14 protein-coding genes are annotated in these 15,014 nt (G+C 47.0%); 7 read left to right on the forward strand and 7 right to left on the reverse strand.

From position 1 onward, the window contains the following. Positions 1 to 75 precede the first annotated feature (75 nt). The 4 genes from EZMO1_RS02780 to EZMO1_RS02795 all read right to left on the reverse strand — a co-directional run bounded on the left by EZMO1_RS02780 (position 76) and on the right by EZMO1_RS02795 (position 7,092). On the reverse strand, positions 76 to 2,886 hold the full coding sequence (locus EZMO1_RS02780; protein WP_051790427.1) for a response regulator: 2,811 nt from the start codon (positions 2,884 to 2,886) through the stop codon (positions 76 to 78). A 39-nt stretch (positions 2,887 to 2,925) separates the two neighbouring features. Beyond that, positions 2,926 to 3,468: a YfiR family protein gene (locus EZMO1_RS02785; protein WP_160174099.1), complete on the reverse strand. Its 543-nt coding sequence runs from the start codon at positions 3,466 to 3,468 to the stop codon at positions 2,926 to 2,928. Between the two features lie 23 nt (positions 3,469 to 3,491). Further along, positions 3,492 to 5,606 (reverse strand): TonB-dependent receptor plug domain-containing protein, encoded by a 2,115-nt coding sequence (locus tag EZMO1_RS02790; RefSeq protein ID WP_236632067.1) that lies wholly within the window; start codon positions 5,604 to 5,606, stop codon positions 3,492 to 3,494. A 100-nt stretch (positions 5,607 to 5,706) separates the two neighbouring features. After that, positions 5,707 to 7,092 (reverse strand): S8 family peptidase, encoded by a 1,386-nt coding sequence (locus tag EZMO1_RS02795; protein WP_051790429.1) that lies wholly within the window; start codon positions 7,090 to 7,092, stop codon positions 5,707 to 5,709. A 190-nt stretch (positions 7,093 to 7,282) separates the two neighbouring features. On the opposite strand from EZMO1_RS02795, the gene EZMO1_RS02800 reads away from it, so the two are divergent. From EZMO1_RS02800 to EZMO1_RS02820, 5 genes are all read left to right on the forward strand, one after another. Further along, entirely contained in the window at positions 7,283 to 7,870 is a 588-nt protein-coding gene (locus EZMO1_RS02800; RefSeq protein ID WP_082212282.1) for a VTT domain-containing protein, read from the forward strand. Next, positions 7,857 to 9,008, forward strand: a complete 1,152-nt coding sequence (locus EZMO1_RS02805; RefSeq protein ID WP_034878016.1) for an ATP-grasp domain-containing protein — start codon at positions 7,857 to 7,859, stop codon at positions 9,006 to 9,008. Before EZMO1_RS02800 ends, EZMO1_RS02805 begins: the two co-directional genes overlap by 14 nt. Before the next feature lie 53 nt (positions 9,009 to 9,061). Next, positions 9,062 to 9,505 (forward strand): YHS domain-containing (seleno)protein, encoded by a 444-nt coding sequence (locus EZMO1_RS02810; protein WP_034878017.1) that lies wholly within the window; start codon positions 9,062 to 9,064, stop codon positions 9,503 to 9,505. 14 nt (positions 9,506 to 9,519) lie between these two features. Next, the gene (locus EZMO1_RS02815; RefSeq protein WP_034878018.1) at positions 9,520 to 9,972 is read left to right on the forward strand and encodes a MauE/DoxX family redox-associated membrane protein; all 453 of its coding nucleotides are present in this window, start codon (positions 9,520 to 9,522) and stop codon (positions 9,970 to 9,972) included. A 205-nt stretch (positions 9,973 to 10,177) separates the two neighbouring features. After that, on the forward strand, positions 10,178 to 11,974 hold the full coding sequence (locus EZMO1_RS02820) for a lysophospholipid acyltransferase family protein (RefSeq protein WP_034878019.1): 1,797 nt from the start codon (positions 10,178 to 10,180) through the stop codon (positions 11,972 to 11,974). A gap of 3 nt (positions 11,975 to 11,977) precedes the next feature. Here EZMO1_RS02820 and EZMO1_RS02825 read toward each other — a convergent pair whose 3' ends face one another. Next, on the reverse strand, positions 11,978 to 12,493 hold the full coding sequence (locus EZMO1_RS02825; protein WP_034878020.1) for a DinB family protein: 516 nt from the start codon (positions 12,491 to 12,493) through the stop codon (positions 11,978 to 11,980). Positions 12,494 to 12,722: 229 nt separating this feature from the next. Between EZMO1_RS02825 and gcvH the strand changes: the two genes are divergently transcribed. Together gcvH and EZMO1_RS02835 are read left to right on the forward strand one after the other, a co-directional pair. Further along, complete coding sequence (gene gcvH, locus EZMO1_RS02830) at positions 12,723 to 13,115, forward strand: glycine cleavage system protein GcvH (protein ID WP_034878021.1); 393 nt, start codon at positions 12,723 to 12,725, stop codon at positions 13,113 to 13,115. Between the two features lie 102 nt (positions 13,116 to 13,217). Continuing rightward, a complete protein-coding gene (locus tag EZMO1_RS02835) occupies positions 13,218 to 13,976 on the forward strand; it encodes a HesA/MoeB/ThiF family protein (RefSeq protein WP_034878022.1) in 759 nt (252 codons plus the stop codon). On the opposite strand, the gene EZMO1_RS02840 is transcribed toward EZMO1_RS02835, so the two are convergent. Continuing rightward, the gene (locus EZMO1_RS02840) at positions 13,973 to 14,236 is read right to left on the reverse strand and encodes a TfoX/Sxy family protein (RefSeq protein ID WP_034878730.1); all 264 of its coding nucleotides are present in this window, start codon (positions 14,234 to 14,236) and stop codon (positions 13,973 to 13,975) included. The two genes, EZMO1_RS02835 and EZMO1_RS02840, sit on opposite strands and share 4 nt — an antisense overlap. Positions 14,237 to 14,363: 127 nt before the next feature. Continuing rightward, on the reverse strand, positions 14,364 to 14,942 hold the full coding sequence (locus EZMO1_RS02845; protein WP_051790431.1) for a P-loop nucleotide/nucleoside kinase family protein: 579 nt from the start codon (positions 14,940 to 14,942) through the stop codon (positions 14,364 to 14,366). Positions 14,943 to 15,014 lie beyond the last annotated feature (72 nt).

Consider the following 15,014-nt stretch of genomic DNA (forward strand, 5'->3'; position numbering starts at 1 on the left):
GCACAAGAAAAAGGCAGGATGCCGAAAGGAGTACATCCAGTGCACTTCAACCCCGTTTAATGCGGGGTTTTCTTTTTAGGCTAATTGACGGCAGGTAACCAGAGTCTTTTCCAATGACTGTTCAAGGTTTGGGATCAGCCTGCAGGCTTCCTGCAGTTTTCCTTCTTTCCCAAGCACTTCGATCTGGCTGGCGATACCTGCAAGCTGTGTGGCTCCAAGATTGCCGCTGCTGGATTTTAGTGTATGGGCAGCGCGGATCACCACTTCCAGGTCTGCGGCTTTGGCTGCCTGTTTCAGTTCTTCCAACAGGTTGGGAGCATCTTCAAAGTAACTGTCCAGCAGGCTACTGAAGGCTTCTTCCATAATCTCTTTGAGAGTGTTGAATGTATCAATGTCTACCAGAGGTTCATCCGTATCAATATCAGCGCCTTCCTCGTTTGGAACGCTGTTGGCCACTACCGGAAGTTCAGGTTCAGACTCTGGCTGGTTTTCGTCGTGCATCAACCAGTGCGAGAGCATGTCTCGCATGGTGTCTGATTTTATGGGTTTAGACAGGTAGTCATCCATACCGGCTGCCAGACATTTTTCCCTGTCGCCCTGCATGGCGTTGGCTGTCATGGCAATGATGGGAATTCTGGGCTGACGATGAGACTGCTCTCTTTTACGAATCAGCCCCGTTGCCTCGTAGCCCGACATGACGGGCATCTGGCAATCCATAAGAATCAGATCGTACTCTTTGTTTTGTGACATGCTGACGGCTTCTTTGCCGTCTGCAGCAATATCCGGTTCAGTCAGACCTATCTTCTTCAACATGCTGACAGCCACTTTCTGATTCACAATATTATCTTCAACCAGCAGTAGCCTGATTGTAGAGGAAAAAGATGGGTGATTACTTTGTACTGGGTGCTTGTCGCTCTGGCGTGCATGGTGTTCATGCATAACCTGCATGACGGTATCCAGCAGACGTGATTGTCGGAACGGTTTACTGAGACAGGCCGAAATACCGACTTCCTGTTGTTTGGCCCAGGTAATAAAACCGGCAGAACTCAACATAATACGGCGCGATTTTGCCAGCTCCGCATTACTTTCTATTTCTCTGGACAGCATTAAGCCGTCCATTTGAGGCATGTCCATATCAAGCAAAACCAGCTCGTACGGCTGCCCTTTACTGAGTGCCTGCTGCATCATATCCAGAGCTTTTGCACCACTGTCGCATTCTGAATGATCAACACCCCAGGCGGTCAGATAATGGCGCAGAATTTCCCGGTTGGTGGTGTTGTCATCCACAATCAGTGTTTTAATGCCTTCAAGAGCGTGACTGACCTTTCCGGATGATCTGGACTCTGACTCCGAAATACCCATGTCGAGTATGAATAAGAAGGTGGAACCCAGCCCTTCTGCACTGGTGACCTGAATATTCCCACCCATCAGCTCTACCAGCTGTTTGGAAATGGTCAGGCCAAGACCAGTACCGCCAAACCGACGGGTTGTGCTTCCGTCAGCTTGAGTGAAGGCACTGAACAGGTTGGCAAGCACATCCTCGGCAATACCAATGCCGGTGTCTTCCACTAAAAACTCTACCCTGACAAAATCAGAGGTTCTCTGAATCATATTCAGGCGAACAACGACCTCACCCGCTTCAGTGAATTTAACGGCATTACCAACCAGATTGGTCAAAACCTGCCGTAAACGAACGGAGTCGCCTTTTAGCACTTCGGGTAAGTCAACGTCAGTGTAACAACTGATTTCCAGATGTTTTTCCCTTGCCTTTCCAGCCAGCAAGGCGCAGACGTCTTCTGCTATTTCAGCAATATTGGTATCAATATTCTCTATCTCCATTTTTCCTGCTTCAATCTTGGAGAAGTCGAGAATGTCGTTGATGATTTGTAACAAGGCATCTGCAGAGCTGTAGGCGGTTTCGAGAAAGTCGCTCTGGGTTCGGTCAAGCCGTGTATCTTTTAACAACTCAAGCATACCCAGCACACCGTTCATGGGTGTTCTGATTTCATGACTCATATTGGCAAGGAAAGAGCTTTTGGCCTTGGCAGCATCAAAGGCCGCTTCTTTGGCTTCACGCAGTTCCGAGATGTTGTCTTTCAAGTCGCGGTTGGCGTCATGCAGTTCCCGGGTTCTTTCCGCAACAGAAGCTTCCAGGGTTTCCCGCTGCTGTTGCAGGCGCTGGTCGCGTTCTTTAATGCGCATAATCATTTCGTTGAAATAATCATACAGTTGACCTATTTCGTCGTCATCGAAACGGTGAACTTTCTGGTCGTATTGCTGCTTGGCGGTCATGGAACTGATGGTTTCCGCCAACTCGATAATGGGACGTCCCAGAAGTTTCTGCAGTCTTGAAGCCAGCATTGAAGCAAGGATGACAGAAACCAGTGCTGCAATCAGAGCCAGCAGAAGATTCTGGGTTAGCTGAAGGTAAAGCAGGTTCAGGTTGGACTGAATGTAAATAGCGCCAATCAGTTGCCCGTCCAGATAGATAGGGCGATAGAGGTGCAGTCGAGTGTTGCTGAAAACGGTCAGAGGGCGCTCAAGATCATCAAAGGTAATAGACCAGGGCTGTCCGCCATGACGGTTGTAGGTGGCCATAACATTGCCTTCCGGCGTGAGCAGGAAGGCTGACTGGATATTGGTGGCGGAGGCAAAACCTTTCAAAAGAGTTGTTGCAGAGTCCCTGTCTTCAAATACCAGCGCGGCTTCTGCGTTGGACCCAATGACTTCAGCAAGGACTTCCAGATTGCTGACAAGGGCTGACCTGGATTTGATCAGGTCGCTGACGGTCTGGATGGACAGCGTTACCAGCAGCACGGCATAAGCCGTGATCAGCATGGCGTAACGAAGCTTCTTTTTTATGGGCAGGTTTCTGAAAGTAATCATCGTTACTTAACGGGTTGCGACTTAAGGTTTGCCACGGTTTTATTTCACCGTTTTAGCCAGCTTTAATAATTTGGAGCTGATGTTCAAATCGGCACCGGAGGCGGAAGTATTGTTAATTGAAAAGTTAATTTTTTTGCCACTGCGATTCAGTCCGATCATTCCGCCGTAATCGGTGAAAGATCTAAGATCGCTGATTGTCAGCACCGGCTTTCCTTCAAGACGTTTCAGAACGGATTTGACCGTTGCATTGTCGATACTATGCATAAACAACGCATCACACAGTTTGTCGAAAGGTGCATTTGCATCTCTGTGAGTGACCGACAAACGCCTGCCCATGGTGTTTTTGTGATTGATTTTATGAAGCTCGTTATTAATCGAGCCCTCACCCAGCACACAAATTGTCAGGTTCTGGGTTCTTTTAGGCCAACTGATGAATTTGGTGATTTTATAAATGATCGCTGTTTTTATTTTATCTTCCGGAGAGGTGGCGGCTCTGACCGTCATAGCATGGAGGCTGAGCAAGGTAGCGATGATAAAACCCAGTATTGCTGCTTTGGATGAAGTGCTTTTGGTAACTGACATGAAGTAGCCCCCCTTCATCCTATTTAAAATGACCAGCGAACTTGTGCGTACCAGGATTCTTCAATCTCGGTGGCATCTAATCCGCTGAAAATTTCGGAGAATTCGGCTCTTTGTTTGTCAAAGAGGTTTTGGGCAACGATTGAAAACTCCAGATTGTCGTTTATTTTTTTGGCAAGTCGTAAGTCCAGAGCCGTATAGCCTGAGACATCGGCATCCTTTAAATTGCTGATACCTCTGACCCAGACATCAAAGTACCATTGGTTGGGCAGGTTCATGCTCGAGCGTAGGTTCATTGTATTTTTTGCACTGAGGTTTTCTACGAGTTGTTCATTGGCCTGAAGAGCAGATGCAAGTGCTGGACTATTTGCATTATGTGATGCATCAACTTGCAACCAGCCGTAGGTGAATTGGAGTTTCCACCAGTCCTTTGCTTGCCAGTCAGCAACCACTTCCAAGCCGTAGGTTGTTGCGTCTAGCCCGTTAACAAGGGTAGTGGGAAAGCGTAAAAGGGAGTTGTTACCGCTTAGGCAAATTGGGAAGGCTTGCGGGTTTAGGGGCATTGATCCATCAGGACACTTTGTGTCAGAAACATACGCCACTATGTTTTCGTATTGATTATAAAATCCGGTGATGTCTAACCGAAAGGATGAGCCGAACTGCTCTCGATACCCTAACTCAAAAGCATTCAACTCTTCGGAGTTAAGGTCTCTGTTTCCGGCAATAGACACTATGAATGGTGACCCGATGGAGGCAAAAGTGATGTTATCAGAAAAAACTGCCGTTTCACTGACTGAAGGAGTTTTTACTGCTTTGGATACAGAAGCCCAGAATGTTCTATCTTCAGTTGCTTTCCACGTTAACTTGGCATTAGGCTGAAATTCTTCACCTGTGAAGGCGTTGTGCTCGTAGCGTGCGCTAAAGGATACATTCCAGCTCTTGTTTAAAGTAATGTCGTCCTGTGCAAACAGGCTGTATAGATTATCCTGACGTGAGTCTTTTTTATTACCGTCTTTATCTCTGTGCTCAATGTATCGCATATCGCTCAATTGATACCAGGTTCTGCGAAAGCTAGCTCCCCATACCAGATCGTGGTTTTCTAAAGGCTGAAAATAGTGCTGGAACTCTAAGTCAAAGGACTGCCTTTTTTCTGTAATTCGATAATCGAAGTTCTGGTAGTCATCAAGTACAGCTCTTAAAGAGTAATCTTCTGCATCACTGATGGTTTTTTTCCAATGAGCGATTAAATTACCGCCCCTTTGGTCACGATCTGTGTTTTCTAACCTTTGGATGCCATTATTGCCAGCAAATGGATCGTTCTTGTCGAAAATCTTTAATATAGGGCGAGTGGTTCCCTCGTAGATATCACCCAGGAATGTAAGGTCAGTGTCGGCAGTAGGCTTCCACTCTGTCCTGAATCCAGCCCTTTTCATTTTCCAGTCATCATTGGCGTCGGAGCCATCTGCCTTGGCCAGTCCGTCCCGCTCAAAAGCTTTGAAATACACTTTGTAGTAACCGGTTTCTCCGAACTCTCCGCCATGGCGATAAGCACCAAAGGCTTTTTCTTCATTGCCTGCACCCAAAGAGACTAAGTTGCCCTGAGTGTCAGCCGCTTTTTTAGTGATCACATTGATGACACCGTTGACAGCGTTGGCTCCCCAGAGTGCAGCGCCAGGTCCCCTGATAACCTCGATGCGGTCAATGTCTTCCATCAGGGTGTCCTGAACATCCCAGTTCACGCCGGAGAACAGTGGTGAATAAACCGTTCTGCCATCAATCAGAACCAGCAGCTTATTGGCAAAGATGTAATTGAACCCGCGGGTACTGATCGACCAGGTGTTGCCGTTAAAGCGTGCCACCTGCATTCCGGGTACCATGCGTAGAGCTTCTGGGATGGATGTCACGCCACTGCGCAGAATGTCTTCGGAGGTAATGACGAAAATGGCCGCAGCAGAATCCATCAGCCGTTGTTTTTTGCGGGAGACAGAGGTGACGTCAGGAATATCCAGCGAGATGAGTTCTTCCAGGCTGAAATCCAGAAAATCATCATTGTCAGGTTCTTTAACCGGATGGTCAGCCTGCGCATTGATGGCAAGCAGCAGTGACGAAGCCAGAATTGTGGGCAGCAGTTGTGTCTTCAAAATTCCACTCCATGGAATCATTTGAGCCTGAACATACTGCTGAAACGTTCAGATTAATTTTTTAATCTCTAATAAAACTTAGTTGAAGAATTTTCATTCGTCATTTGCTCTGAGCTGCACGCACAGCCGCAGCAGCATCCAAAACGCCTGAACCACACAGACTGTGATTGCAACTACCGGAAGGGAATGCTCTAGCGGACTCCATAATAATTTTCGCCGCCTGAACTGCCGTTAGTAGTTTGTTGACCGAATACATAAGTGCCAGAACACCTGTAACATGGGGAGTGGCCATACTGGTACCCTGATAGTATTCGTAATCATCAAGGTTGGCAGTGTATTGGCCGCTGTTGGATGTCGATAAAATGCCATTGGAAAGAACGAGAGTTTCTCCTCCCGGAGCTGCAATATTGACGTGACTGCCAAAATTGGAATACCAGCTTCGGTTACCCTGCCTGTCAATGGATCCAACAGTGATAACATTCTTGCAGTTGGCAGGTGTCGCCATTGAGGCATCTCTGTTTTCATTGCCAGCTGCTACAACAATGGAAATGTTAGCTTTAGTCAGTTTGTCTATTGCATTTTGATAGATTTTGGGACAGGTTTTGGCGCTTCCTCCAAGGCTTAAATTGAGAATTTTTACCGGCTTTTTGTTTAAAGGCAGCCCGAAAACTTTAAATCCTGCTGCCCAAAGCATGGCATCTACAATATCCGACATATATCCACCGCAACGGCCCAATGCCCGCAGTGGCATAATTTTGGAATTCCAGGCGACGCCACTCACTCCTATATTGTTGTTGGAAACAGCTGCTATCGTGCCTGCTACATGGGTACCATGCCAGCTGCTCTCTATGGGTTTGCTTGGAACCGGAACACCCTTTACCGTCCCGCAGGCACCGATTTGAGTAATGCCATCACCAGGGTCTTTTGGCTCGTTATCTCTCCCGTCGCCATCTTTGGCAATCCATGGGTGACTGATAAAGTCATAGCCATCCACAATATTGGTAACCAGATCGTTATGCCTGACAACGCCAGTATCAACAACACCAACAATAATATCTGGACTGCCGGTTGTAATATTCCAGGCGGCAGGTGCGTTGATACCAGACTCCGAGTTTGTGAAATTCCACTGCTCATTAAAGCGCGCATCGTTCGGAATCTGCATAGCCTGCATAATATAGTCAGGCTCGGCAAAATCGACTTGAGGATCAATATCCAGACTTTTTGCCAACAGTTCAGCATCTTCCACCTTGACGCTGGATTCTAAATCAAGAATATCCCTCTCTTTGCCCCCTGCAACACCAAAAGCACCATTAGTTGCTCCTTGTTTAATAAAGGCCATTGCATTGCCATAGGTGGGAACTGGGTGGTATTGAACAATAATTCTGTCAGTGACCAGCCTTGGTGGAATGGTTCCATCAATTTTCTGGGCCAGAGATGAACTGCTGAACCCGATGAATGATAAAAACAGAGCAATCCTTGCTGTCATGGTGCTTATCCCTGAGAAAGAGTTTCTGAGAAGAAATATGCTGTAAAAAACAGTATGGTTGATCTGTAGACATCTGACATTTTGCCAATTCGAATTGAATCTGTGGTTGGCCTCGTTATAACCTGATTATCTGTGGCGAAAAATTGACAGCTGGGAAATGACTTGATTCCGGCTCTCTCGGGGCACTGTAATGTCGTTTCTCTACGAACAACTATCGAATGTGGCACAAAACCCAATGCTCCTGGCACTGTTCATTCTTGTTGGGACTTATATTCTGGAGGATGCCGCTATTCTCACTGCAGCGCTTCTGAGTGCAGATGGGTTGATCGGTACTCAATTGGCATTCATTGTCCTGTTTCTTGGGATTTTTTCCGGTGATCTCGGGCTGTATGTGTCGGGGCGATATTTAAACAGAATACCTGCACTTAAAAGGTTTCTGGATATTCATGCCGTTCATTGCGCTCATCATTGGTTGCAGCAAAAGATGACAACCACGGTTTTACTCGTGCGTATTATTCCCGGTTTAAGACTGCCTGTTTATGTGGCCTGTGGTTTTTTCAGGCTCTCCTGCAAGCGCTTTGCAGTACTGGTTTTTCTGGCTTCACTGCTTTGGACGGCTGTCGTGTTTTTCGGCTTGTTCAGTGTTGGAGTCATTTTCTGGTCGGATCTGGGGCTTTGGAAATGGCTTTTAATGCCCGTTCTCGCCGGGCTGATCGTTTTCGGGCATAAAAAAATAAAAGTAGATGAAGGTTTTCTGAACAAATATGGACATCACTGAAAGCGATCGCCTGATTGAGGCATTTATTCAACCAACTGCCCGGGGCAAAGAAATCCATCCTGGAATGCCTGAGTTAGAGAAACGGAAGCGGGCTATTTCCTTTTTCGAGTTCTGGCCGGGGTTTGTCATTTATACGCCGGTGGTTTTGCAGGCGTTGTGGCTGGCTATTCGTTACCGGGGCTTTACTTTGCCTCTGAACAGTAACCCGGGCATTTATCTCAGCGGCATGGTGGGTGAATCCAAAAATGACATTTTTTCCATGGCGAAAGGGAAAGCCAGAGAAAAGATACCACCCTGGTGTGTTTTGTCTGGCTGGACATCACCTGAAGAGGCTGAATTCCTGGCGCGACAGCGTATGAAAAAAGTCGGACTTAATTATCCTCTGGTGGCAAAACCGGATATTGGTTGCCGGGGCGCCGGTGTCAGAATTGTTCGTTCTGCCCGGGAATTGAAAGATTATATCGCTCCGTTTCCGGCTAATGGCAAAGTGGTACTCCAGAAGCTGGTTCCGTATGAAGCGGAAGCGGGCGTTTTTTATATCCGTCAGCCAGGTGAACAAAAAGGCAGAATTTTTTCGATCACTCTTAAGTACCCACCTTATGTGATTGGGAATGGTAAAGATACGCTCAGACAACTCATCCAGAATGATGACAGGGCGGGGCAATTAACCTCTTTATATTTCAAGCGTCATTATCAGCTGTTGGAGCAGGTGCTTCCAGAAGGCCAGCCTTTTCGATTAACGTTTGCAGGTAGTCACTCGCGGGGGTGCATTTTCAGAGATGGCAGAGAATTTATAACGCCAGAGCTGGAAGCAGCCTTTGATGACGTCGTTGATGGGTTACCTGAGTATTACTACGGCCGGATAGATATTCGATTTAGAGATATAAATTCTCTTATGAATGGCGAAAACTACTATATACTTGAAATTAATGGCGCCAGTAGTGAAGCTGCCCATATCTGGGACAGTCGCAGTACGTTGAAAGAAGTGTATCGGGTTCTGTTTTATCAATACCGAACACTGTTTCGACTGGGATGGTTGAACAGGCGTCGGGGATTTCGTCCTCCTTCCCTGAAAGAGCTGTTGCATGCATGGAAGCAAGAGCGAAAGTTGGTGAAACGGTATCCGGATACCGAATAACCTGATTTCGTATGGTTGAGTACTTATAAGACAATTACAGGGAGCGTAACACTATGGCACGATTCATTGGTGTGTTGATGCTGCTGGTTATCAGCTCGACGGCGCTGGCTGGCAATGGAATTTACACAGGCTGGTTTAGCAATAAAGCTGTCAGCGGTTACGATACAGTGGCTTATTTCACACAGAGCAAAGCCGTGAAAGGCGATGCCAAATTCAAATTCAAATACCTTGATTCCGAGTGGTATTTCAGTTCAGCTGAAAATCTGGAACTGTTCAAAAAGAATCCAGACAAATATCGCCCTCAATACGGCGGTTTCTGTGCCTGGGCAGTAGCAGCCAAAAAGCAGAGAGCGCCCGGCGATCCTAATTACTGGAAAATTGTCGATGACAAGCTCTATCTGAATTACGACAACAGTGTTCAAAAGACTTGGCTTGAAGACATTCCGGGGTATATCCGTAAAGGCGATGCCAACTGGCCTAAAATGCTTGATCAATAAGGGAGGATTGATCTATGAAAAATGCAGTCAAATGGATTTTATGCATTTATGTGGCATTTGTATTTATTCAGTCACTGTTTTTTAAATTTACGGATGCCTATGAAACCATTCATATTTTCAGCACTCTGGGTGCCTGGTCCGGCTTTGAGTGGTTTTCAGATTATGGAGCTTATGGTGTCGGTACAGTAGAGCTGATTGCTGCGATTATGCTGTTTTTTTCATCTTCCCGTCTCTATGGTGCCGCTATAGCCAGTGGTGTGATGATGGGCGCCGTTTTTTTCCATCTGTTTACTCCGCTGGGCATTGCCATGCCAGAATTTGATGAAATGGGTAATGTGGTTGGCGATGATGGCGGACTGCTGTTTTATAATGCTTGTGGAGTGCTTGCTGTGTCTTTGATTGTTACGGCTATGGAGTTTTTTGGTACTGACAATGCTATCAAGCGAGTGCTGTTCCGATCATCATAATTTTATTGGAAGTGCAGTTTAAAATTGGCTGGTTTAACGATCAGCCATTTTATTGTTAGCTGTTTCTTGTTTAACAAGAGCTTCATCCTGCCTTAACCACTTTGTAATTTTCCCTGCCTACGCTTGTCCATATGATCCGGCTTGTTCATTATAGAGACAGAACCTTTTCTGGCCGGACTACAACTACATTAATAAGGGAATCCGGATGCCTCTTAAACAATCCCCTTTTCGTCTTCCGCGTAAAACCCGATCGGGCATTCCGGAGTTGGCAGCCGAATGGCTGCTGGGTTTAAAAAAACTCGATGTTCTCTACAGAACCCGATGTGTCAACGAATATGATGGTCACTCTTTTCTGAAGTGGGTTCTGGATATTTTTCAGGTTCGGCATCAGGTTATTTCCGGTCATCTGGAAGAGGTGCCAGCAGAAGGGCCTGCCGTTGTGGTAGCCAATCATCCTTATGGAGGCATCGAAGGTGTTGCTCTGGCTGAGTTATTGCTTCAAAGGCGTAAAGACGTAAAACTTCTGACAAACGAAATTCTCTGTCAGATTCCCGAGTTGAGAGAACTGTTTATTGGTGTGGATGTTCTCAGCAAAAATGCCCGGCAGAAAAACCAAGCAGCCATTGCCGAGGCTCAGCAATGGGTATTGGATGGTCACCTGTTACTGATGTTTCCATCCGGTGAAGTATCCAGTTTTAACAAGCACCTGAAACAGGTGACCGATCCGGTCTGGCGCAGCACTGCCGCAAAAATTGCCAGAAAAGCCAGGGCCAGTGTCACACCGGTGTTTGTTGAAGGGCGTAATGGCTGGTTGTTTCAGGCACTGGGTATGATTCATGCCCGATTAAGAACAGCCAGTCTGATTCGTGAGTTAATTAACAAAAAAGGTCAGATCATTGGTTTCCGAATTGGCAAAACCCTTGAGCCAGCCAGTTATGGTTCTCTGGATTCCGACAGTGCAGTAACGAACTATTTACGGTTGCACACGTATGCCATGTCCACACACAGCACTGACAGGTTTGCACTTAGAAAGGCTGAAAAAAAGGAAGAGCGACAGGTTGAGGATATTGCCAGCCCTGTTGATAAAAGCCTGCTGCAGAACAATATTGAACAATTGCCGCAAGCCTGTCTGCTGCTGGAAAAGAATGACATGGCGGTTTATTGTGCTGCTAAATCGCAGTTGCCAGATATCCTGCCTGAAATTGGCAGGCTTCGGGAGATGACCTTCAGAAAGGCAGGAGAAGGAACGGGGTTCGAGGCAGATATTGATCACTATGATGATCACTATTTACACCTGTTTCTCTGGAACCGAAAGCGACAGGAAGTGGTTGGAGCTTATCGCATTGGTCAGGTGGATCTGATTTTAAGGGAGCAGGGGCTGCATGGTATTTATTCCCGTAGTCTGTTTCGCTATCACGCTGACTTTCTGCACAAGATGGGGTGCAGTCTTGAGATGGGGCGCTCGTTTGTCCGGCCTGAGTACCAGAAAAGCCTGTCGGCTCTGATGCTGCTCTGGAAGGGAATCGGTGCTTATGTCGCTGCCAACCCCCGTTACAAAGTTCTGTTTGGGCCGGTCAGCATCAGTAGTCATTACAGTGAAGTGTCCCGACAACTAATGGCAGGCTGTCTGTCATTAAATAACTCGGATGAAGCATTGCAATCACTGGTGCAGCCAACGACCCCGCTGAAATCGGGCAAGGGGCAGTTCTGGAGCGTCGATCAACTTCAGGGGTTGGGAGATATCGAGAAGCTTTCAACACTGGTTCAGCAGATTGAAAAAGACAATAAAGGCATTCCTGTTTTATTGAAGCAATACCTGAAGCTCAGTGGAGAGCTGGCAGCCTTTAATGTGGATCCTGATTTTAATAACGCCCTGGATGGCCTCATTATTGTTGACCTGACGAGAGTGGATGACAGAACGTTGAGTAAGTACATGGGAGCTGCCGGAGCCAGCAGTTTTCTGAATTTCAATCGCCCGGCCGCCCAGGTGCTTAGTGCTTAGCGCTTAGTCCGACAGAGCCTTCTGCTTCTGAGCATAAACCCGGGTTGCCAGTGCCAGTCCAAAGGATTCAGGTAGTTCGAAACCGGTTGGCTCAAGCAGTAAGGTGATAATGGCTTTGTGGTGAGCGGTATGGTTTTGCAGGAACAGCAGTTCCCGGTGCAGGTTGCTGGTGGTCGATAATGTTTTGTCATGACCACCACATGCCTGAAAATCAAGCGCTTCATAGCGGTCGTCCAACAGTTCCAGATGGCGACAAATCATGCCAATCTGATCCAGAGCAGCCTTGCTGGATGTTTCGATCAGAGGGCTTCTTGGACGATCATCATAGTTTATGCTGCCCAGTTCCAGCCCCTGAAGAAAGCCCTTATAAAACTCAATCACATGTCTGATCTGGGTGCCCACCGGCCCGCAGTACTTTGACAAGGGCTGCGTGTAATAGTTGTCAGGCAGCTTCTGAAGCAGTCCTGACAATTCAGTCAGTGCTTCTATATTCAGTTGGCAGGCATGATGAATGATCATTTTCAGTGAGCTGATTTGTTGTCATCTAACCAGTTTGCATAGATTAGTCGCTAATGTATAGATCGGAAAGTAAAGCTTTCATTGATCTGTTGGCATTGGCTGTAAACCAGAATTACCGTTAGAATGCTTCCACTCTACCCTTCAAGAACAAAATAAAATCAGAATTGCTCGCAGCTGTCAGTTTGAAGTTGGCAGCAAGCAACAGCCCTGACGACCAGAGGAACGATTGATGAGTAATATTCCTTCCGAATTGCGTTTTGCCAAGTCCCACGAGTGGGTTCGGATTGAAGATGACGGTACCGCTACCGTTGGTATTACCGACCATGCTCAGGAAGCACTCGGCGATGTAGTGTTTGTAGAATTGCCGGAAGTTGATTCTACTCTGGCTGCCCGGGATGAAGCCGGTGTTGTCGAGTCAGTCAAAGCAGCATCAGAAATTTATGCCCCGGTTTCCGGAGAAGTGGTCGCTATCAATGAAGCACTCGAAGAGGCTCCGGAAACGGTCAACAGCAACCCGTACGATGATGGTTGGTTCTTCAAAATCAAGCTGTCTGATAATGGAGAGCTGTCTGAGCTGATGGACGCTGAAGCCTATGCCGAGTACATAGAATCAGAAGCCTGATTTACTGACCTCAGGCCTGAATCTCCGGGCTTGAGGTGTCTTTTACCCTTGATTGACCTTCCCTTTTTTTAAGATTTACTGCCAAGGTTCTACTGTTTTTTTATGATGAATGACGATCAGCTGTTGCGTTACAGCCGACAGATTATGTTGCACCAGGTCGATATTGACGGGCAGGAAAAATTGCTGGACTCCCATGTATTGATTGTTGGTATGGGAGGGCTAGGGTGCCCTGCTGCTATTTATTTGGCAGCCGCTGGTATCGGGCAACTCACGATTGTTGATCCGGATGTGGTTGATCAGACCAACCTGCAACGCCAGATTGCCTTTTCAACGGACGATATTGGTCAATTTAAAGTGCATGCTGCGGCTGCAAGAATCAGTGCCATTAACCCCGGAATTCAGATGAATACTGTCACGGCAAAGCTTAGTGAAGCTGAGTTGATGGAAATCATGACAGCCTGTGATGTCGTATTGGACTGCACTGATAACTTTGACAGCCGCTTCAGTATTAACCGTTGCAGTGTCAAGACCGGTGTGCCTCTGGTGTCGGGTGCTGCTATTCGCCTGAATGGGCAGTTGACGGTTTTTGACCGTTGGCAGGAAAAAGCGCCTTGTTATCGTTGTCTTTACTCTGAGCAGGCTGCTGAAGAACTGACATGCAGCGAGTCTGGTATTCTGGGGCCGGTTGTAGGCACCATTGGCACAATGCAGGCTCTGGAGACAATAAAGCTGATTACCGGTTTTGGTGAAAGTCTGAGTGGGCGTTTGTTGATGTTTGATGCCCAAACTCTGCAATGGCAGAGCCTGAAGCTGGAAGCTGATCCGGAGTGTCCGGTATGTTCCGGGGAAGAAGCGGTTTAACTGGAGGGGAAGTTCTCAACTTGCTGAAGCAGGCGCCGCTTATGACCTTCATCAAGGTCATTCCAGTGCTTGCCTATCAAGGCGCCTTCCATAGCATAGAGCAGGACTTTGGATACTTTGAACCCTCTGTCTCTGACTTTACAATAAGCCGCAACCGAGCCTACTGCATGAAGCTGCTCAAGTGTTCGGATGCCTACAGCGTTTAGCCACTGAACCGAAGTTTTACCTAAATTTTTTAATTCAATCAGGTCGGTAGCCATATTGGTTCCCTGGGTCACAATCTTGAGCTCCGGTGTGAAGTATTTTTGATATTACCGAATGTCAGATATGATTCTTCTCTAATACCCTGTAACTATAGACGAGTCTGCTTAGCTGCCCAGAAATTGATTATTTTTCTGACAAAAGCCCTCCGTTCAGGAAGTGGGTTGTACGTTGAAACAGTGTTTCCTGCCAGCTTTTATCTTCTGTACAGACTTTGATGCACATTCGTATCTCATCCGTGGTTAAAGCTTCTATCCATTGTTCCTGACCGAGCACCAGCTCTCCTGTTGCTTCGGATGGATCGTCGCCCTGCAGTCTTCTGGCATTAATGCGATCAATCATTACCTGTCGGTCAGCCTGACATTGAACGATAAGAAAGCGTGCTTTGGCCTTCTCTGCCAGCTTTCTCATTGTTTGCCTTTCGTGATGTTTCAGAAAAGCGGCATCAACGATGACGGAATTTCCTGCTGAAAGTTCCTCAAACGCCCGGCTATACAAGACTTGAAAGGTTTGTCGAGTGGCTTCTTCTGTATAGATATTCATTCCGGCCTGACGACTGTTGTGTGAAGGTGATAGGCCAAAGAGCGCTTTACGCTCAACATCGGAGTGATAGACAGGCATCTTCAGCGTGGAAGCCAGAAAGTTGGCAACGGTGGTTTTTCCCGAGCCTGACAGCCCTTGCAGGCAAATAAGAGATGTATTCATAGTAATAAATGCTGGTTTTCCCCGAAGAGTATAAACAAATCGGTCACTTCGGTTTTATCGGCTTTGTCTGTT

It is taken from the genome of Endozoicomonas montiporae CL-33 (genome assembly GCF_001583435.1).
Classification (GTDB): domain Bacteria; phylum Pseudomonadota; class Gammaproteobacteria; order Pseudomonadales; family Endozoicomonadaceae; genus Endozoicomonas_A; species Endozoicomonas_A montiporae.